The 18,601-nt window shown below is 33.5% G+C and carries 18 protein-coding genes, 3 pseudogenes and 1 other annotated feature; of the genes and pseudogenes, 14 read left to right on the top strand and 7 right to left on the bottom strand.

Features of this window, described 5'->3' with window-relative positions; genetic code table 11:
• Positions 1–2 precede the first annotated feature (2 nt).
• From JFU23_RS02715 to JFU23_RS02700, 4 genes and pseudogenes are all read left to right on the top strand, one after another.
• Complete coding sequence (locus JFU23_RS02715; protein WP_016101154.1) at positions 3–191, top strand: hypothetical protein; 189 nt, start codon at positions 3–5, stop codon at positions 189–191.
• Positions 192–401: 210 nt separating this feature from the next.
• On the top strand, positions 402–986 hold the full coding sequence (locus JFU23_RS02710; RefSeq protein WP_016101155.1) for an SMI1/KNR4 family protein: 585 nt from the start codon (positions 402–404) through the stop codon (positions 984–986).
• Between the two features lie 198 nt (positions 987–1,184).
• Positions 1,185–1,348 (top strand): annotated as a pseudogene (locus JFU23_RS02705) (DUF3887 domain-containing protein); the annotation flags it as partial.
• Positions 1,349–1,456: 108 nt separating this feature from the next.
• Complete coding sequence (locus JFU23_RS02700) at positions 1,457–1,768, top strand: hypothetical protein (RefSeq protein ID WP_002185556.1); 312 nt, start codon at positions 1,457–1,459, stop codon at positions 1,766–1,768.
• A gap of 41 nt (positions 1,769–1,809) precedes the next feature.
• Here JFU23_RS02700 and JFU23_RS02695 read toward each other — a convergent pair whose 3' ends face one another.
• Both JFU23_RS02695 and JFU23_RS02690 read right to left on the bottom strand, forming a co-directional pair.
• A complete protein-coding gene (locus JFU23_RS02695) occupies positions 1,810–2,025 on the bottom strand; it encodes a helix-turn-helix domain-containing protein (RefSeq protein WP_000974615.1) in 216 nt (71 codons plus the stop codon).
• Between the two features lie 10 nt (positions 2,026–2,035).
• Positions 2,036–2,518, bottom strand: a complete 483-nt coding sequence (locus tag JFU23_RS02690; protein WP_002013525.1) for a DUF2975 domain-containing protein — start codon at positions 2,516–2,518, stop codon at positions 2,036–2,038.
• A 1,091-nt stretch (positions 2,519–3,609) separates the two neighbouring features.
• Between JFU23_RS02690 and JFU23_RS02685 the strand changes: the two genes are divergently transcribed.
• Positions 3,610–5,040 carry an IS4 family transposase gene (locus JFU23_RS02685; protein ID WP_201031292.1) on the top strand — a complete coding sequence of 477 codons (1,431 nt, stop codon included), beginning with the start codon at positions 3,610–3,612 and terminating at the stop codon, positions 5,038–5,040.
• 218 nt (positions 5,041–5,258) lie between these two features.
• Positions 5,259–5,333 (top strand): annotated as a pseudogene (locus JFU23_RS31310) (IS6 family transposase); the annotation flags it as partial.
• A 169-nt stretch (positions 5,334–5,502) separates the two neighbouring features.
• Here the strand turns inward: JFU23_RS31310 and JFU23_RS02680 are convergent.
• A complete protein-coding gene (locus JFU23_RS02680; RefSeq protein WP_201031291.1) occupies positions 5,503–6,093 on the bottom strand; it encodes a hypothetical protein in 591 nt (196 codons plus the stop codon).
• 600 nt (positions 6,094–6,693) lie between these two features.
• Here JFU23_RS02680 and desA point away from each other — a divergent pair.
• Positions 6,694–7,725, top strand: a complete 1,032-nt coding sequence (gene desA, locus JFU23_RS02675; protein ID WP_201031290.1) for a Delta(5) desaturase DesA — start codon at positions 6,694–6,696, stop codon at positions 7,723–7,725.
• A 477-nt stretch (positions 7,726–8,202) separates the two neighbouring features.
• Here desA and proC read toward each other — a convergent pair whose 3' ends face one another.
• Positions 8,203–9,021, bottom strand: a complete 819-nt coding sequence (gene proC, locus JFU23_RS02670; RefSeq protein WP_201031289.1) for a pyrroline-5-carboxylate reductase — start codon at positions 9,019–9,021, stop codon at positions 8,203–8,205.
• 381 nt (positions 9,022–9,402) lie between these two features.
• Positions 9,403–9,613, top strand: a binding site (T-box leader).
• A gap of 144 nt (positions 9,614–9,757) precedes the next feature.
• On the opposite strand from proC, the gene proB reads away from it, so the two are divergent.
• Both proB and JFU23_RS02660 read left to right on the top strand, forming a co-directional pair.
• Positions 9,758–10,861: a glutamate 5-kinase gene (gene proB / locus JFU23_RS02665; protein WP_201031288.1), complete on the top strand. Its 1,104-nt coding sequence runs from the start codon at positions 9,758–9,760 to the stop codon at positions 10,859–10,861.
• A gap of 82 nt (positions 10,862–10,943) precedes the next feature.
• Positions 10,944–12,191, top strand: a complete 1,248-nt coding sequence (locus JFU23_RS02660) for a glutamate-5-semialdehyde dehydrogenase (protein WP_201031287.1) — start codon at positions 10,944–10,946, stop codon at positions 12,189–12,191.
• Between the two features lie 77 nt (positions 12,192–12,268).
• Here JFU23_RS02660 and JFU23_RS02655 read toward each other — a convergent pair whose 3' ends face one another.
• Both JFU23_RS02655 and JFU23_RS02650 read right to left on the bottom strand, forming a co-directional pair.
• Positions 12,269–13,462 (bottom strand): NupC/NupG family nucleoside CNT transporter, encoded by a 1,194-nt coding sequence (locus JFU23_RS02655; RefSeq protein WP_201031286.1) that lies wholly within the window; start codon positions 13,460–13,462, stop codon positions 12,269–12,271.
• A gap of 214 nt (positions 13,463–13,676) precedes the next feature.
• A pseudogene (locus JFU23_RS02650) lies at positions 13,677–13,888 on the bottom strand (helix-turn-helix transcriptional regulator); the annotation flags it as partial.
• Between JFU23_RS02650 and JFU23_RS02645 the strand changes: the two are divergent.
• Entirely contained in the window at positions 13,830–13,991 is a 162-nt protein-coding gene (locus JFU23_RS02645) for a hypothetical protein (protein WP_170972758.1), read from the top strand. The pseudogene JFU23_RS02650 and the gene JFU23_RS02645 overlap by 59 nt on opposite strands.
• A gap of 236 nt (positions 13,992–14,227) precedes the next feature.
• Here JFU23_RS02645 and JFU23_RS02640 read toward each other — a convergent pair whose 3' ends face one another.
• Positions 14,228–14,719 carry a DinB family protein gene (locus tag JFU23_RS02640; protein ID WP_201031285.1) on the bottom strand — a complete coding sequence of 164 codons (492 nt, stop codon included), beginning with the start codon at positions 14,717–14,719 and terminating at the stop codon, positions 14,228–14,230.
• Positions 14,720–15,074: 355 nt separating this feature from the next.
• Between JFU23_RS02640 and JFU23_RS02635 the strand changes: the two genes are divergently transcribed.
• The 4 genes from JFU23_RS02635 (at position 15,075) to JFU23_RS02620 (ending at position 18,436) form a co-directional block, all read left to right on the top strand.
• Positions 15,075–16,118 carry an ArsR/SmtB family transcription factor gene (locus JFU23_RS02635; protein WP_201031284.1) on the top strand — a complete coding sequence of 348 codons (1,044 nt, stop codon included), beginning with the start codon at positions 15,075–15,077 and terminating at the stop codon, positions 16,116–16,118.
• 57 nt (positions 16,119–16,175) lie between these two features.
• Positions 16,176–17,390 (top strand): MFS transporter, encoded by a 1,215-nt coding sequence (locus JFU23_RS02630; protein ID WP_201031283.1) that lies wholly within the window; start codon positions 16,176–16,178, stop codon positions 17,388–17,390.
• A gap of 97 nt (positions 17,391–17,487) precedes the next feature.
• Positions 17,488–17,814, top strand: a complete 327-nt coding sequence (hmoA, locus tag JFU23_RS02625) for a heme-degrading monooxygenase HmoA (protein WP_002084853.1) — start codon at positions 17,488–17,490, stop codon at positions 17,812–17,814.
• Positions 17,815–17,998: 184 nt separating this feature from the next.
• The gene (locus JFU23_RS02620; RefSeq protein ID WP_078176498.1) at positions 17,999–18,436 is read left to right on the top strand and encodes a VOC family protein; all 438 of its coding nucleotides are present in this window, start codon (positions 17,999–18,001) and stop codon (positions 18,434–18,436) included.
• Positions 18,437–18,601: the final 165 nt, after the last annotated feature.

Here is an 18,601-nt window from a genome sequence, read left to right as displayed (position 1 = left end):
ACATGATTCCAAATATAGAACTAGGTATTAAAACGGTAAAGGGTCAAGACTTAAAATTAGGTGATATATTAAGTGCAGATGGGTTAATAGACACAGTTGTAGTAATAGACGAAGAAGGTAACTTACATACACAAGTAAATAGTGAACCATCAATGGCATTCGAGTTAGAAGGTTTTATCATAGTAGAGTGAAAATGACCTAATTTTGATATTTACGGACATATTTCAAGTGGGAAAATATGCTCAACTCACCCTATCAATAATTACAATGGGATTATCTGCTTACATTTGTTTGAACAAAAAGATGAAATGAGGCTTTCGATAAAAGTGAATAATCTTATTTATGTTAGGTATATAGACTAATAAAAAAATTTTATATTTTGTTATTGGGAGGACGAAATAATGGATTTGGTAAACAAATTTTTAAACGGCTTGAGAGCAGCATTATCAACAGATGATCTCGAGGCACTAAATAAAGCGTACGGTGCTACAAAAGATGATATTGATACATTAAGGTCAGAATATCCAAATTGTCCAGAATCACTAATCTCTTTACTTGAAAATATTGATGGTACATATTGGCGGAAATATGGAGAAAACAAAGTTGCGGTATGTATTTTAGGCTCAGATGTTGAAGAGTATCCATATTATTTGCTTTCTACACAGCAGATGCTCGAAAGTTCAAAAGAAGAAGAAGACGTCTCTTATCTTTTAGAATACCAAGATGACGAGGATACTGTTGATTCTAAGATAAATCCAAAAGGACTTCTCCCTGGCACTTATATTCATTTTTCAGACTGTATGAACAATGGTGGAACATCAAGACTCTATATTGATTTTAACCCTTCTGATGAAGGTGTATGTGGTCAAATAATTCGTTTTTTGCACGACCCTGATGAATATGAAGTGATTGCAAACAGCTTTGATGAGTATTTACAGGATCTTATTGATGGTGATTTTAATTTTCTAGAAGAAGAATCTCAATAATTTGTGAAGAATTACACTTCAACTAATGGGAGCTTTAGTTGAACAAGATTTAAACAAATTTATTATTTATATTTGTCTACAAACTCATTTAAAAGGTTAGAAATTAAACAACTTTAAAGAGCCTTACTACAATATGATTTGTAGCGAGGCTCTTATATTTTTAAATCAGAATTAAATAACATTATTATCACTTTACATGTAATTGAAAAAGCTGGTATATTCGAAAAGATTGAAAAAAGTCGATTGAAGAAAAAGATGGTTTATATACTGTTGTTCTTGTAGCAAAATATAGTAAAGAACAACGTACCTTTATCATAACTTATAACGCTAAAGAAGAAATAGCAGGTTTATATATTAAATAAAAAACAGATACAGTGGAAGTTTCCACTGTATCTGTTTTTTTTGTTTTAACCAAATTATGGTTATTCGCGCTAATATGAACACATAGCTATATAAAAGGGGTGGGTATTATGAAAACCGAAATAGTTCCCAAAAAGAAGTACAGTATAATAAGCTATTTATCTTTACTCATCGGAATTATGTGTTTTTTATTCGTTTTTATAACTCCGACGAGAATAGCGAATGCCGGAAATATAGTTGGAGATTATGTAACGATTACTCTGACAGGGGTAGGTATTATACTTTCAATAATCACAATGACGAAAAAAACAGAGAAGAAGGGGATAGCTATTATTTCATTAATACTGTCCTCATCATTTTTTATATTTTGGATTATCGCGATTATCTTATTGTTTACTGGTCAAATAAATTTTGCGCCGTAATGAGCAATAAAAAGAGTCCTTCATACAAGAAGGACTCTTTTTTATTCGGTATCTTCAGGTTGATATTCTAAAATATCCCCAGGTTGGCATTCTAATGCTTTACAAATAGCATCTAAAGTTGTAATTCTAATTGCTTTTGCTTTTCCATTTTTTAATATAGAAAGGTTAGCCATTGTAATTCCAACCTTCTCCGAAAGCTCTGTTACACTCATTTTTCTTTTAGCTAACATTACATCAATATTAATTATTATTGCCATGTTATTCACCTCAGACCGTTAAATCATTTTCTGATTTTATATCTATCGCATCTTTTAAAAGTCTTTGGAGAACGGCAGCAAAGACTGCGATAACCATGGAAGCAAAGATTAGGAGCATGCCAAGTATAATAATACCTGGTGCGTCATCTCTCTCTGCTACAAGATAGAAGAGTGGCATACCTACCACATATAAAATACTGATTGTTACTGCGCAGTTTTTTATCTTTTTTAAAGCTCTAACAGATAATTTCGAGAAAGCGTTACCCTTGTCAATGAAGCTTACAAGTTTAAAAGCTTGATACAGAGCAAAATAAAAAGGTAGCACCGTTGCATATAGATTGATTAAAACAAGATATTTTATAAATGCAATATCCGGGAACAATTCCGCTGCATATTTCCCTATGTTAGGAACTAAAAATATACATAAAGCAAGAACAGGGATTCCAATCAGAATAATAGCTGTCTTTAAAAAGAGTGTTGATCCTTGTTTCATATAAAGCACCTCATTTATTAATTATCTATTTAATCTAACATGAAATTTATCGTTTAACAATAAATTTTTATTTATTATAATCTTGTTTTTATTGTTAAACCAATTTTGTATTTTAATGAAGATAATCATTCCTTCTTTCTGTAAATGATGTTATGTTAAAAGTAACGATTAAGTCGTTCTTATCCCGCTATTTGTGGGAGTCGGGCTGCCCGTAAAAACCCGATTGGTGAAGGCTAATAATCAGTGGGGATGGAAAAAACCCCCTCTGATTAAAGTTTCACTTTATAGATAATAATTAATATGATTATACCTTTAGAATTTCTTCAACTACTACAAATAATTGAATAGTAAAAAGCCGATTATCCTTTAGATTACAAGAAATCGGCTTTTTTATATAAAAGATCGCTTAGCTTACGAAAATCGCTTTTTGTTGGCAGTGCCCCATTGCCATCAAGCTAAAAAGAACGAGTTACCCCAAAACAATAAAAATGAGCAAAATGCACAATTTTTTTGTTCTGAGGGGATATTATGAGGTTTTAACTTAATGGGCATATAAGGTGACACTTAGTACCACCTTATAATTAGGTAAATTAGACCTGAAACAAAAATTAACGGAAGAATTACTAATAGTTTAGTTTTGAGAGGCATACTTTTATCTGGAACTCCTGGATGAACAGTAAAAAGTAGTAACAGAATTGCTCCAATAATTCCTAAAATTATTTTAATAATAATTCCCCTCCTATGAGATATTCTTGATAAGAGTATATCATAGCCACATATTTTTTTGGGATATAACTGTATTTTTGTAAAATATTGAAAAAACTTTTACATGTTTAATCGTGTAATATTATCCCATTTTCGATTTTGAGGTGATTTTATACATAATCCTTATGGGCATGAGATTAACTCATATTCATAAATAAACAAAAAGAAAAGCTATAAAAAGACTATGAAAAATTAAGAACTTAAAAGGTGGTATCGGTATTCTGTTCTTATCCCATCGCTATCAAGCTAACAAAACAAAATTCCACTAAAATAAAAAAATACGCTATTCTTTCTGTAGAATCATAGGAAAGGATGGCGTGTTTGATATGAACTTATCGATTTTTGATGAATTAGAATTGTTTTCTAGAGAGTTGGAACGATATATGTCACCTGATGCTTTAGAGCAATTAGCTAAAAATGTAGGATTTGTTAAACGAAAAAGTAAATACCGTGCACAAGATTTAGTAGCCTTATGTATTTGGTTAAGTCAAAATATAGCTCATACTTCATTGACAGAATTATGTAGTCGATTAGAAGCTAACACAGGTATTTCTATGAGTCCCGAAGGACTCAATCAGCGTTTTAATTCTCAGGCTGTTCAGTTTTTACAACAACTCTTAGCACATTTACTTCACCAACAATTTTGTTCTTCTAGCAAGATTCCAACTTTGTATGCAAACTATTTTCGGCGTATTCGTGTATTGGATTCTACACATTTTCAGATTCCGGATAAATTCGTTTCTACATATCAAGGTTCCGGTGGTAGTGGGCAAAATGCTGGCGTAAAAATTCAACTAGAGTATGATTTACTAAGTGGTCAATTTCTTCATGTTCATGTAGGATCGGGAAAGCACAATGATAAAACGTATGGTTCTACTTGTTTAGCGTCCCTTCAACCGAACGATGTATGTATACGTGATTTAGGATACTTCGATTTAAAAGACTTACATACTATAGAAGAGTGTAATGCCTATTTTATTTCAAGGTTAAAGCTCAATACACGTATATATCAGAAGAATAAAGAGCCTGAATACTTTCAAAATGGAACAATAAAAAAGCACTCTGAGTACATCCAATTAGATATGGAGCAATTCATTGACCAATTAAAGTCAGGTGAAACATATGAAATTCCTGAGGTTTATATTGGAATGCATCAAAAACTTCCTGCAAGACTCATTTTGTACAAATTAACTGAAACGCAAATGAAACGTAGGCAAAAGGATTTAGCATCTAAAGAACATAAGAAGCAAATTACCTATAAAGAACGTAGTAAGAGGCTTAGTGCAATTAACTTTTACATTACAAATATTCCTTTAGAATATCTACCAAAGGAACAAGTATACGATTTTTATTCCTTACGCTGGCAAATTGAACTTATTTTTAAAACCTGGAAATCATTTTTTCGTATTCATCACTGTAATTCTGTAAAATTAGAACGACTAGAGTGTCACTTATACGGACAATTAATAAGTATCCTTCTTTGTTCCTCCACCATGTTTCAAATGCGCCAATTACTCCTCATCAAGAAGAAACGAGAATTAAGTGAATATAAAGCAATTTATATCATCAAAGATTATTTTCCACTTATTTATCAATCTTTACAAAAAGACACCCAAGAATTAACAAAGATTCTCTTTCGTATGTTTAATCTCTTACAGAAAAATGGACGAAAATCCCATAGGTATGAGAAGAAAACAGTCTTTGATATCTTAGGCGTCGTATACAACTTTTCTATGTCTCACAATCATGTAGCGTAATCCAAAAAATTGAAACCCGATAGGGTTTATTTGGTATGCAAATCTTTAAAGAACTTACACTGGATCTTTAGAAAAACGAAAAAATTTCACGTGAAATTAAACTTATATAATCTTAGCTTGATGGCGATGTGGCAGTGCCCTGTCACAATCAAGCTGAGAAAAACAAATAATCCAAACTGAGAAAATTCTTAAGTTGATGGATGTGTGATGCTACTCCTATGTTAGGGTTCGAGTCATTTGAAACAGCAACCTCTATATTGAGTGGTGTTAAAGCGACGTATATGATAAAAAAGATGTATCACTTGTAAAAAAATTGCATCACCTTGAATGAGCTAATACGACAAGAATCCGTTTCGGGCCTAATTAGGGAATGCAGTACAGATCAGTATATAGTATACAAGCATTCCCTTTCTATAAATACGGTATGTTTTTAATATAATTAAAAGAAAATTTTTGTGTTCTTTAATATGATGTGACATAATACCAGTTTTTTTCTATTTTTGTGATTTCTTTATATTCATTATTAAAGTCGTATTTGTTTGGTCTAGTATCATTTGGTGTATAAATAAATCCTGAAAAATTATCTAATATACCACGATAAGTAAAAAAGAAAACAGAAATACCATTTTTATTTTGTTGAATAATTACATCCCCACCGTTTTTGGAAGTGGATGCAAACTGTTTAGGTAAATGAATTTGTCTACTATCATAATGAACATTAGGAGTTAACTCTTTATGTTCTATAAGTGCTATAACTTTTTCACGGTCTTCTTTATAGATAATAAAATCTAAATTTATATAAATCTCATTAAATGGTATACATATCCAAGTAATTATTATGATTAATTGAATAATTAACGGTTTCCAATTTTTGTATTTGATAAGATGTATGATTGTGAAAATTAATATTAAGAAAAACAATCCATGAACTATTATTGAAAGAAATGGCATAACAAATGGGGTAAGGAATTCAACTAAATACCATTTAAAAAAATGATAAAGTATAAGAGCGATACCGCTTATTAATGTAATTTTGGTTAAATTCTTATTCAAATTTTGAAGCTCCTTTCTATACTAAAAACTATGTGATTTTAGTATGAATATAAAATGCGTTTTTTCATAAATTTCCCTTGTTTTCATTTTATTAACTTTGTATGATTAACATTTTGAATATATCATATATTTAAAATTAAATAAACGACATTAAATTTTTATATTTTATATAGAATAACAGTTAAATAAAAGTGAAGGAAGTTTTCAAAATAGACTAGTTTTTTATTTTAAATGTAATTTGATTTGTTTCATGAAATAGATCCAGTTCCGATAAAATCAGTTGCAACAAGTGAACATTACGTTCACCGACTTATGATATGCTCACTTCTTATTGTGGAAACGGGGCAGTACAGAAGTGAAAAAAACTCTGTGTTTCTTTTTAATTAATATATTTATTGGGAAAAATTTCGAAATTTCCGGCACAAATGCTCCTTCTATCCTATAATAGAAGCTATTCTGGACGTAAGCAATTTGTAAGGAATGAGTAAGAAAAAAGAGATTTTCATAGTATAAAATATTTATTATACCTGCGTATAACACCTGCTACTAATAATGTGTTATAATACGAATTAGCAACATAAAGGAAAGGAATTAGAAAAAATGACATTACAAAATACTAAAAATTTAAAAAAACAAGTTGCTCCTTTTGAAAAATCAACGGCAAAAAAAAGTGTTTGGCAAATCATCAATACGGTAGTGCCATTTATTATCTTATGGTACCTTGCTTATAAAAGTTTGTCCGTTTCTTATTGGTTAGCATTAGTTCCATCTCTGTTAGCCGCTGGATTTATGACACGGGTTTTCATTATTTTTCATGATTGTACCCATCATTCTTTCTTTAAAAGCCGTCGTGTAAATAGAATAGTAGGGACATGTATGGGTGTTTTAACTTTATTCCCGTTTGATCAATGGGGGCATGAGCATTCCGTTCATCACGCTACAAGTGGTAATTTGGATAAGCGAGGTACAGGAGATATTTGGACGCTTACAGTGAATGAATATTTAGCAGCGCCATTTAGACTCCGTTTAGCATATCGTTTATATCGCAACCCATTCGTTATGTTTGGGTTAGGTCCGATTTATGTTTTTCTACTTAAAAATAGATTTAACAGAAAAGGTGCTAGAAAGAAGGAACGCATGAACACCTATTTGACGAATGTTTTAATTGTTGCTTTAGTAGGGTTACTTTGCTGGGCAATCGGATGGCAATCGTTTCTTTTAGTACACGGTTCTATATTCTTAATAGCAGGTTCAATAGGTATTTGGCTGTTTTACGTACAGCACACATTCGAGGATTCTTATTTTGAAGAAGATAAAGATTGGGAATATGTGAAAGCGGCAGTGGAAGGAAGTTCGTTTTATAAACTTCCCAAAATCCTGCAATTTCTAACTGGTAATATTGGATTTCATCATGTTCACCATTTAAGTCCAAGAGTACCTAACTATAAACTAGAAGAGGCACACAATAATACGCTTCCTTTAAAAAATGTACCAACGATTACTCTTGCTACAAGCTTGCGGTCAATCCGTTTCCGTCTTTGGGATGAGCAAAACAACAATTTTGTTACCTTTAAAGACGTTAAAAAATTAGTGAAAAACAATGTTTCTATTCCAGTAAAATCAAAACTATAACTTCATCAAATATGACTGACTCCCCTTAATCATTTTCGATTTAAGGGGAGTTTTTGTTTAACTAGTAGATGCACGATATGGAGAAAACTTGAATGATTTAAATTGTAATGGAGGTGGATTAGGAAATAGTAGGTATTAATATAAGAAGATGATAAAATTATTATGTTAATAATTTGAGACGATTGATACCACAACCTTTTTTAATGGATATTATGCTTAGTCCCTGAGAATATTTCAATAGACATGAAAATGATGTTAACGTAATAACAAGAGTATCTTAATCTGCAAAATAAATAACAATAAGAGTCATTAAGTTATTTTGAGATAATAAAATACAAAACGGACAAACTCAATTATTCATGAATTTGTCCGTTTATCTTTTAGTGGAAACAGGGGAGTATGTAAACCACATGTGCATAAAGTGTAAAGCTGTTTAAAGATTTGTGTATTCAGCTAATCTGGTCTTTTTTGCAGTTGTTACTTTTTAGTTTGCCTAGATAGTTCAACAGACTTTTGTGTACAACGCTGCATAGCTGAAATGATGGCTGTTCGTAAGCCTTTTTCCTCTAATGTTGCTACAGCTTCTATTGTCGTTCCGCCTGGGGAACAAACCATATCTTTCAATGCACCTGGATGCATTCCTGTTTCTAGTACCATTTTTGCAGAGCCTAATACAGCTTGAGCTGCGAATTTATATGCTTGATTTCGTGGCATACCATCTAGTACAGCAGCATCTGCCATCGCTTCTATAATCATATATACATATGCTGGCGAAGAACCACTTACAGATGTTACAACATCCATTAATTTTTCGCTTACGATCTCTGTTTGACCAAAACTATTGAAAAGGATTAATACATCTTCTAAATCTTTTTCCGTCACCATTTCATTAGGACATAGCGCAGACATTCCTTCTCCAACAAGAGCAGGTGTATTAGGCATTACTCGTACAACCTTCAACTTTTTATCAAAAGCATCTTCAGTACTTTTAATGCTTTTTCCTGCAGCGATCGTTACGACGATAACATCGTTTTTGATTACTTCTTTTATTTCGTTAATTATTGATGCGTATAGGTCTGGTTTAATTGATAAAATCAAAATATCAGCATTTTTAGCTACTTCATTGTTGTCAGTAGTTGTAGTTAGTCCATATTTTTCACTAGCATGTTTTAAATTAGTAGTGTTTAAATCTGAACAAATGATTTTATTTGAAGACACTATATTTTTGTTTATCATCCCGCCAATTATAGCTATCCCCATATTTCCGCATCCGATGAATCCAATTTGTTTGTCCATAATAACTCAATCTGGCTCCTTTTATCATAAATTATATCGGTTTCAAATTATTATTCTAAAATAACAATAACATCCAAGTGCAATATAAAGAAACATTCTAAGAGAATACGTTCTTTTTTGCAATACAAAAAATAAAGAAATCAATTTTATTCTGTACTAAACAAGTGCATTCTCAATTATTTAATATTTTATGTTATTTACTATTTGGTAACGTTTAAAAGCATGTTGGAGAATAGGTATAGTTATATCAACTTTTTCTAGATATGGTGATATTCATAAATGTGTACATAATTTCATACTTAAAGCTTGTCGCTCTATTCATTTTGCAAAATACCTCTTGACACAAAAACGAAATATATAGCATAATATAAAAAATCAAATGGAAAATCGTTGAAGGGAAATAGTACATATGTCTTCTTGCGAAAGAGAGTGGAATTCACCGGCTGAAAGATTCCTCGTATAGAATGTATCGAACCTATCCCTGAGTCTTAAATGAAAGTTTAGGCGTACGCCTGCGTTATAGGCGCCAAGTGGATATCTGTGTATATCAATTAAGGTGGTACCGCGGAACAATGACCGTTTCGTCCTTTTTATTTTATTAAGGGCGAAGCGGTCATTTTTATTTTGCCCTCTAATACTATAGGTGCAGCATTGATGAGGATAGACATAGCTGCAAACTGTATAAATAAAAGTGTAATTTATAAAAACTTTGATTTTAGACTTGGGGGATAAAAAAGTGAAAAAACAACGAATTGTTGTAAAGATTGGGAGCAGTTCCTTGGCAGCAAGTCATGGAGGCATCTCTAAAGAACAACTTTCAGATCACGTTGCTGCATTGGCACGATTGAAAGAGGAAGGGCATGAAGTTTTGTTGATTACATCTGGGGCAGTCGCTGCAGGTTTTTCTGCTCTAGGGTATTCTAGTAGACCTGTTACAATTAAAGGGAAACAGGCTGCTGCTGCTGTCGGACAAAGTTTATTAATGCAGGCATACACGGAGGAATTCCGTAAATATGGTATCGTTACTGCACAACTTTTACTAACGAGAAGTGATTTTTCTAGAAAAGAACAATACAGTAACGCTTACGCTACTTTAGGAGAGCTACTAAACCGTTCCGCTCTTCCAATAATCAATGAAAATGATTCCATTTCTTTAGAAGAGCTGACGTTCGGTGATAATGATATGCTGTCAGCTTTAGTAAGCGGACTTGTTTCGGCAGATATGCTCATGATTTTTACCGATGTGAACGGTTTATATGACCAAAATCCTCAGAAAAATGCGGATGCGAAAAAATATCATTTCCTTCCTGAGGTAACGGAAGAAATTGCTTCTCTTGCAGGAGATGCTGGCTCAAAACTTGGGACTGGCGGTATGAAATCAAAAATCGATGCTGCAAAGACGGCACTATCTCTTGGAGTGAGTGTATTTATCGGAACGGGATGTGGACAGGAGAAGTTTTTAGATGTTATGAAGGGCAAAGGTGATGGAACATATATCGGGAATGCTCCTCAAAAAGTGATTAAGATGAACAAGCAATGGATCGCCTTGCATTCGCTTGTTAGCGGACAAATTGAAGTAGATGCGGGGGCAGCCACTGCCATCATTCAACATGGAAAGAGTTTACTTCCTGCTGGTGTTACTAGTGTGTCTGGATTTTTCCAAGTGGATGAAGTCGTGGAAGTAATTACGCAACAAGGGCGCGTAATAGGAAAAGGACAATGCACATATAGCGCAGAGGAACTAAGGAATTTAAAAGGTATGCAAAGCCAAGATATTCAAGCAAAAGGCGAAAGGCATAATTATGAAGTCATCCATAGAGATCACTGGGTTTCATTGTAAGCTTTAATTCTAGTACAAGAAAGATTTAGATACTGGTGTTAAAGGGCTCTCAAACTGTAACCTTTAAAAAGGAGGAAATAAAATGAATGAAGTATTGGCAAAGGGAAAAAGAGCAAAAGAGGTTGCTCGAGAACTTGTTCTTAAATCTACGAGTCAAAAAAACGAAGCACTTGCTGCAATTGCTGAAAGGCTAATAGTAGAAACAGCTTATATTTTAAAGGAAAACAAACGAGATATTGAAGAAGGTAAGGCGAAAGGATTTTCCGATTCTCTTCTTGATCGTCTTATGCTCAATGAACAGCGTATTATTGATATGGCAGAGGGGATTAAGCAGTTAATTGAATTACGCGATCCTGTTGGAGAATGTGTAAGTGCATGGGAGCGACCAAATGGATTATCTATTCAGGAAATGCGTGTACCACTTGGTGTTGTCGGAATGATTTACGAGGCAAGACCGAATGTAACGGTAGATGCTGCTACAATTTGTTTGAAAACAGGAAACGCAGTCATATTACGTGGTAGTTCTTCTGCTATCAATTCTAACAAAGCCATCGTTAGCGTTATTCACCGAGCGCTCAAACAAACAAGCTTGCCTCCAGAAAGTGTACAGCTCATAGAAGATACAACGCGAGATAGTGCAAAGCAGTTGTTTACATTGAATGAGTACTTAGATGTTCTTATCCCAAGAGGCGGCAAGCAGTTAATAGATACTGTAGTGAGAGAAGCATCTGTTCCAGTACTTGAAACAGGTGCGGGAAATTGTCATATTTTCATTGATGAAACAGCGGATAAACAAATGGCATTTGATATTATTATAAACGCAAAAACGCAGCGTCCATCTGTATGTAATGCAATAGAAACGATTGTACTTCATGAGAAGTGGGCACAGCAATTTGGTAGCGAGCTGTTTTCTTCTTTGAAGGAAAGAGGCGTGGAGCTACGTGGAGATAGTAAAGCATTGGCAATTGATTCTTCTATTGCATTAGCTTCAGAAGAAGATTGGGAAACAGAGTTTTTATCTCTCACACTGGCAGTTAAAGTGGTTTCCACTACAGAAGAAGCGATTCATCATATAAATACGTATGGATCCATGCATTCCGAAGCGATTATTACAGAGAACGAGGAAAACGTCAGTAAGTTTTTCACATCTGTTGATGCCGCTGCACTGTATCATAATGCATCAACTCGTTTTACTGATGGATCTGAATTCGGATTCGGAGCAGAAATTGGCATCAGTACACAAAAGCTACATGTAAGGGGACCAATGGGGTTACCTGCATTAACTTCCACAAAATATGTGATTCGTGGGAATGGACAGATTCGGGGATAAGAATTATAAAAGAACAAGTAATAAGATGAAGACACCCAATTCAGTTTAAGTGTCTTCATCTTATTACAATTATTCATTTACCATACAAAAAGCCCCACAAGCATAGCACTTAATAAGGAAACAGCCATTCCGCTAACAAGAAGCTTCCAAACATTTTTACCGATTATTGATGATTTTTCCCCGCCAAATAATGAATTGTAAGTTCCATAAATCATACCTACTGTACTAAAGTTTGCAAAAGAAGCTAGAAATGTAGTTGCAACCGCAATGGTATGCGGTTGTAAAGACTTTAGGTTTGATTTTAAATCCATCATTGCAACAAATTCATTCGTTGTTATTTTTATCCCCATTAATTCTGCTACATACATAGCATCACTGCCTGATACACCAAGTAAAAATGCAAAGGGACTAAAGATAATCGAGAAGATTTTTTGAATTGTTAAACCTGTTACAAAAAAGCTTAAAATACCATTTAAACATGCTGTTAATGCTACATAGCCAATTACCATCGCTAAAATAACAATAACCATATTCATCCCAACTAACATACTGTTTGAAATAGTAGAAAAGAAATCTTTTTTTTCATTTTTTGAAGGTGAATAAATAACATCCTCTTCTTTAGTAACTTCTACAGGATTTAAAACATTAGCCAAGATTAATGCATTAATACAGTTTAAAGGAATAGCGCTGAAAATATATGTTGCTGGAACCATTGATAGATAAGCACCAAGAATGGAGCCGCTGACGCTACTCATACTCATAATTCCAAAAGTCAACAAACGATTTTCTTTTAACACAGATAATTGATCACGAACAACTGCAAGTGCTTCCGTATTTCCTAAAAACATCATTTGAATGGAAAAGAAGCTTTCTAACTTTGGTAAACGAGAAATCTTTGAAATGATTGCACCAACTTTATCAATAATCCAAGTTAAGATTCCAAAATACGAAAGAATATCAAAAAAAGTGATAACAAAAATGATAGGAAGTAATGCGCTAAAGAAGAAATCAACTGTTTGATTTTCCATAGCTGAAGGAAATGCAAATCGAATTCCTTCATTCGCACATGATAGTAGCCAACTGAAAAATGACGCAATTTTATTAATGATAATACTGCCCAATTTCGTGCCTAACATAAACCACGTAATAAAAAGCTCCAATATTATTAGAATAACGATTGGTCTCCATTTTATTTTTCTTTTATTAGGCGAACATAGGAAAACGATTAATATTACAACGAAAATCCCTAACATATTTAATATGAAATGCATGTCAACAACTCCTTGAGGCTTATTATTTGTATATAAAAAAGCCCCTATTCTTCCAAATTTGGATTATAATCAGAAGTTATGAAGAATGTAAATTATGTTTGGGATTAATCTATTTCAATTTATGTACTAAAAATTAATGTTTTTTCGCTTTATAAAGGATATTTATTAATAATGTAAAGCAACAAAATAAATCTATTGGTAGAACGAAGGACAATTAATAGCTGCATCCATTTTTAAATTGTTTAGGTGAGATACCAGTATGTTTTTTTAAGATCTTTGTAAAATGACTTTGGCACGCTGAATATATTCATTTAGAGAAATTCTAACTTCCTTTTTGAAAAGGGAAGATAGATAACTAGGGTATAATGTGACTATTTCTGCTAGATGGGATAGTGATGCTTCTGAAATGATGGACGATATGCTGAACTATATGCCATTACGAGCATTAGTGAACTTTAGCGCAGGTGCTTTTACAGAAGAAATGTTGAGTGAAATAATTGGGCTATTGAACGATGCACAAATGAATTAATAAGAGGTGAATGCAGGGAAGTTAGGCGGGAGATAATGGCCCGTAAATGCCTAATTAAAGTTTTACTTTATCCATTGAATATTCTTTGCTGAATTTTAATTAAGCTTAATAATTCATTGCAGGACGTTTCTCCAGCATGCAAAAAGGCAAATGAGAGTTAGAATCTCATTTGCTTTTTTTGTACTTATTCTGCTAAATGTAGAATCATATGCTTGTCTATCATCTTTAATCATTGCTTATAAATATGAACGATGAGATGGCCATGAACCTTGGAGTTTACGAAGTTGTATAATTTGACCTGTATGATAAGCATCATGCAATAGGATATTCAGATATTGTTGCCAAACTGGTAGAGAAGGACTTGGTTGATCCAGTTCTGTTTCTTGAAGGAATGTTAATGAAGATTGTAAGGCATCATGTACTTGAAGCGTTCGCTTCACTGTTTGTTGCCACGCTTCATCATCATTAGGTCCACCTTGGACAAACGTGTCATCATTATTTTGTGGAGCAACAAATATGTCATCCTGATGTAAGCGGGAAAGTAAACGCTCTTTAAAGGTTAGTAAATGGTTTGCATTTTCCCAAATCGTATTACTGGCCTTTCCTTCTGGGGGCCAACATGCTTGTACAGCAGTAAGATTCTTTAACGCTTCTGATATCGGTGGATACCATTCTTCTTCGTAAAAAACTTGCTTGACCCCATTTTGTAATATTTCTTTTTTACCCATTCGTATAGCCTCCTTAACTATGAGATAGACCAACAATAAGTGTTAGATAAATTAAGTAGAAACGTACCTACTTATCATCTGATTGATGTTTGGAAGTTTCTAAAAGAACAATACGGCGCCGTTGTAGTAATTGCAGAAATAAACTTATGCTTTCAAAATCATTTTTATAAACGTAATAAATTCTCCTTTCTCTTCAATAAACCTGCCTCATAGTTGAACAAGAAAATTAACTGTAGCTTAAATTTAAAAATTTGTAGCAATATAAAGTTTCAGATAGTTTTAAAATTCTAAAAAGTTAGAAGTTATAATTCGATGAATATAGAATTTAATACATAGCAAATAAGGAGGGGATAAAATGGAAGTCTTTCACGTGACGAGTAGAAAAAGGGAAACATACAACGTTCAAATGAAGTATTCGATACTTTTCGAATGCGCACTTGGCATTGCGGCAATTACTCATAAGAGGTTAATCGACAAGCTTGAAAAATCTCAAAGCGAATGGGAAGAAATAAGACAATCTTTATCACATGAAATGATAGAGCATTTACAATTTGTTGAGAAGCATAATACGTGGAAAGCGTTGCTACAGTTACTGTATGATGGAGATTTTACGGATTTATCTCAGTTTGTTCACAATATCAATTCGTTATCGGAAGTAGATTTTAAATATGTGTGCTTACCGTTTTTAGGAGAAATGCATCAAGGAAAAAGACGTTTAGCAGCAAATGGAGACGTAACTGCAATACATGAATTAAAGGAACTGACACATGATCACCAGTTTTTCTCTACTTATATTGGCTTTATATGTGATGTAGATGTACAAGAACTAAAGGGTCATTTAATCGCGGTTATGACAGGATGGTATGAGGGTGTTATTAAGAAAGAAGAGGAGCAACTGCTCTCTATATTAAAGCGAGATTATGAAGCGAAAAATGAAATGAATAAAAAGATGCAACCGGAAGAGTTTGTAGAGTGGGCTACAGGTGGCGTTATATATATGCCAGAGCCAAGTGTTCATCACGTACTTCTTATCCCACAAATTACGTACAGACCGTGGAACATAGGAGCTGATATTGAAGATACGAAAGTGTTTCATTATCCGGTCGCAAATGAAAGTATACATCCGGAAGATCCATATGAGCCGAGTTATTTTTTAGTTCATAAACATAAGGCGCTCGGGGATGAGGCAAGATTGCGTATTGTAAAACTACTATTTGAACAAGAGCGTACACTGCAAGATATAACGGAAAGATTACAACTAGGAAAATCGACAGTACATCATCATTTGAAACTGTTACGTGCAGCGAAGTTAGTTGATATACATGACGGAAAGTATGTATTGAGGAAGAAAGCAGTGCAGTCTTTAGCGAAAGAATTAGATGCATTTTTGAATAGATAATATACAACGAGAATGTACATAAAGGGAGGAAGTTAATAGAAAAGTTGGTGAGCTATAGTGAAAAGTTTATTGAAAGACCGTTCATTCTTTTTTATGTGGATTGGTAGTGCAATTTCAGAATTAGGCGGGGCTTTCGGGACGTTATGTAATTCAATTCTTGTATATGAGTTAACAGGATCGAAAACAGCATTAAGTAGCATGTGGTTACTATATTTTATCCCGTCACTCATACTACAACTTATAAGCGGGCCATATATTGATAAATGGAGCAGAAAGTGGATTATGATTTTTTCGCAATGGATGCGGGCCTCTGTTTTCTTACTGCCTTTAGTAATGCTAGTTACTAGCAGTATAGAAGTTTGGCACATTTACGTTGTCCAAATTATAGTTGGTCTCATTACGCCGCTGTATACACCCGCCAGTCAAGCGATTACACCGAGCATTGTAAGTAAAGAGCAGCTTCAAGATGCAAATGCGTATATAGATGGAATGACTCGTCTTATGATGTTTCTAGCGCCAGTATTAGGTGGTATCGTCATTAAATTTATTGGAATCGAACTTACGCTATCTTTCGTATGTATGTGTTTATTTATAAGCGGAGGATTATTGCTTTTCATAAAAGAAAAGAGGGTACAGCAAGAACTTCGAAAAACGTGGCTAGAAGAGTTTCTTCACGGCTTTACATACTTTTTCACAAAACCAGTTATCGTTTGGCTTGGTATCTTTCTAACATTCGTTCAATTTGGAGTAGGAGTAACGATGGTTACGAATCTTCCTTATATTAAAGATGAACTATCGGCAGGGTATGCTGAATACGGTTATTTTATGGCAGGATTCCCACTTGGCTATGTAGTTGGTTCCATATTAGTTGGGAAAGTGAAGTATAGAAGCCGTAGATTACTTATGCTTGGAGGATTATTCGTAGGGGGCCTTACTTACATTTCACTAGGTTTAAATAATAGTATTATTATTGCGATTGTAATCGAGGTAATTGCTGGTATATGTATTGCATTTTTCAATGTTCATAACACGACGATATGCCAACAAACTGTCCCAAGTAATATGATAGGAAAAGTATTTTCAGTGCGATTATTTTTCATACGATCAGCAATGCCATTAGGTGTGTTAATAGGGGGAATACTGAGTGAAATGTGGGGAGTGAGAGTACTATACTTTATCATTGGCTCGATTATATGTGTCACTTCTTTAATAGGAATATTGCTTCCGTATTTCAAATTTTTAGATGAGGCGATTGAGGAGAAGTCAGCATAATTCTAAAGATTTGAAACTTTATAATTGAAAACAATTATCATAATCAATTATAATAGAAGAATACTAGTATTCGTATTACAAAGAGGGAGTGGAATATATGTTTATCGAAACGAAGACATTTACAGTAAAAGAAGGTACATCAGATATAGTTGTAGAGCGTTTCACAGGAGAAGGCATTATTGAAAAATTTGAAGGATTCATCGACTTAAGTGTTCTCGTTAAAAAAGTAAGACGCGGAGACGAAGAAGTTGTAGTTATGATTCGGTGGGAATCGGAAGAAGCATGGAAGAACTGGGAAACGAGTGAAGAGCACTTAGCTGGACATAGAGCGGGCCGTGGTAAGCCAAAACCAGATCATATCATTAAGGTTGAGCACGGAGTTTATTATGTGAAATCATCGAAATCGGCTTATCAACAGTCGTAAAAATACATTTGTTTAATTATATTCTTTCGAATAAATAACCATCTATCTGCTTACTGATAGATGGTTATTTATATTGAATAAAGAGAATGATTCGCATGTGATGTAAGAATAATTAACGGATAAGTTAAAACTAGAAATGTTATAATATAAACTCGATCAGTGAGTAAGATTAGGAGGAACAATAATGGTTCAATCGATAGTTCATATCGCATTAGTAGTAAAAGACTATGATGAGGCAATAGAATTTTATACAAAGAAACTAAATTTCACATTAGTTGAAGATATTTATCAGCCAGAAGAAAACAAACGGTGGGTAGTGGTATCTCCTCCAGGTTCAGTCGGCACAACAATATTACTAGCCAGGGCATCTAAACCTGAGCAAGAGCCCTTTATTGGTAACCAATCAGGCGGTAGAGTATTTCTTTTCTTAAATACTGACGATTTTTGGAGAGATTATAATGAAATGATTTCAAGAGGAATAGAATTTGTGAGAGAGCCGAAAGAGCAATCATACGGAATTGTTGCAGTATTTAAGGACTTATACGGTAATTTATGGGATCTACTGCAACTAAAGGATGATCACCCAATTGCACAAAGAATTAATAGTAAGCAATTTGACTAGGCATTTTACAAGTATGTGAAAATAAAATAGAGCTCGGCATGTAACAATTAGCAGTGTGTATAATGGAAAGGTATGAGAAAAAATATAATTCAATATCGTTTAAAAAGGTGTTTGCTTATTTTAGAAACTGAGAAATATCGATCTATTCTTATAAGAATAGATCGA

Source organism: Bacillus sp. TH50 (assembly GCF_016650565.1).
In the GTDB taxonomy this organism is placed as follows: domain Bacteria; phylum Bacillota; class Bacilli; order Bacillales; family Bacillaceae_G; genus Bacillus_A; species Bacillus_A mycoides.
The sequence above is the reverse complement of the archived record's forward strand: the minus strand, read 5'-3'. Positions and strand labels throughout refer to the sequence as shown.

What these genes read in the sequence shown, in the direction of transcription:
- JFU23_RS02715 (WP_016101154.1), top strand. Translation starts at nt 3, where the DNA reads ATGATTCCAAATATAGAACTAGGTATTAAAACGGTAAAGGGTCAAGAC.
- JFU23_RS02710 (WP_016101155.1), top strand. Translation starts at nt 402, where the DNA reads ATGGATTTGGTAAACAAATTTTTAAACGGCTTGAGAGCAGCATTATCA.
- JFU23_RS02700 (WP_002185556.1), top strand. Translation starts at nt 1,457, where the DNA reads ATGAAAACCGAAATAGTTCCCAAAAAGAAGTACAGTATAATAAGCTAT.
- JFU23_RS02695 (WP_000974615.1), bottom strand. Translation starts at nt 2,025, where the DNA reads ATGGCAATAATAATTAATATTGATGTAATGTTAGCTAAAAGAAAAATG.
- JFU23_RS02690 (WP_002013525.1), bottom strand. Translation starts at nt 2,518, where the DNA reads ATGAAACAAGGATCAACACTCTTTTTAAAGACAGCTATTATTCTGATT.
- JFU23_RS02685 (WP_201031292.1), top strand. Translation starts at nt 3,610, where the DNA reads ATGAACTTATCGATTTTTGATGAATTAGAATTGTTTTCTAGAGAGTTG.
- desA (WP_201031290.1), top strand. Translation starts at nt 6,694, where the DNA reads ATGACATTACAAAATACTAAAAATTTAAAAAAACAAGTTGCTCCTTTT.
- proC (WP_201031289.1), bottom strand. Translation starts at nt 9,021, where the DNA reads ATGGACAAACAAATTGGATTCATCGGATGCGGAAATATGGGGATAGCT.
- JFU23_RS02660 (WP_201031287.1), top strand. Translation starts at nt 10,944, where the DNA reads ATGAATGAAGTATTGGCAAAGGGAAAAAGAGCAAAAGAGGTTGCTCGA.
- JFU23_RS02655 (WP_201031286.1), bottom strand. Translation starts at nt 13,462, where the DNA reads ATGCATTTCATATTAAATATGTTAGGGATTTTCGTTGTAATATTAATC.
- JFU23_RS02640 (WP_201031285.1), bottom strand. Translation starts at nt 14,719, where the DNA reads ATGGGTAAAAAAGAAATATTACAAAATGGGGTCAAGCAAGTTTTTTAC.
- JFU23_RS02635 (WP_201031284.1), top strand. Translation starts at nt 15,075, where the DNA reads ATGGAAGTCTTTCACGTGACGAGTAGAAAAAGGGAAACATACAACGTT.
- hmoA (WP_002084853.1), top strand. Translation starts at nt 17,488, where the DNA reads ATGTTTATCGAAACGAAGACATTTACAGTAAAAGAAGGTACATCAGAT.
- JFU23_RS02620 (WP_078176498.1), top strand. Translation starts at nt 17,999, where the DNA reads ATGGTTCAATCGATAGTTCATATCGCATTAGTAGTAAAAGACTATGAT.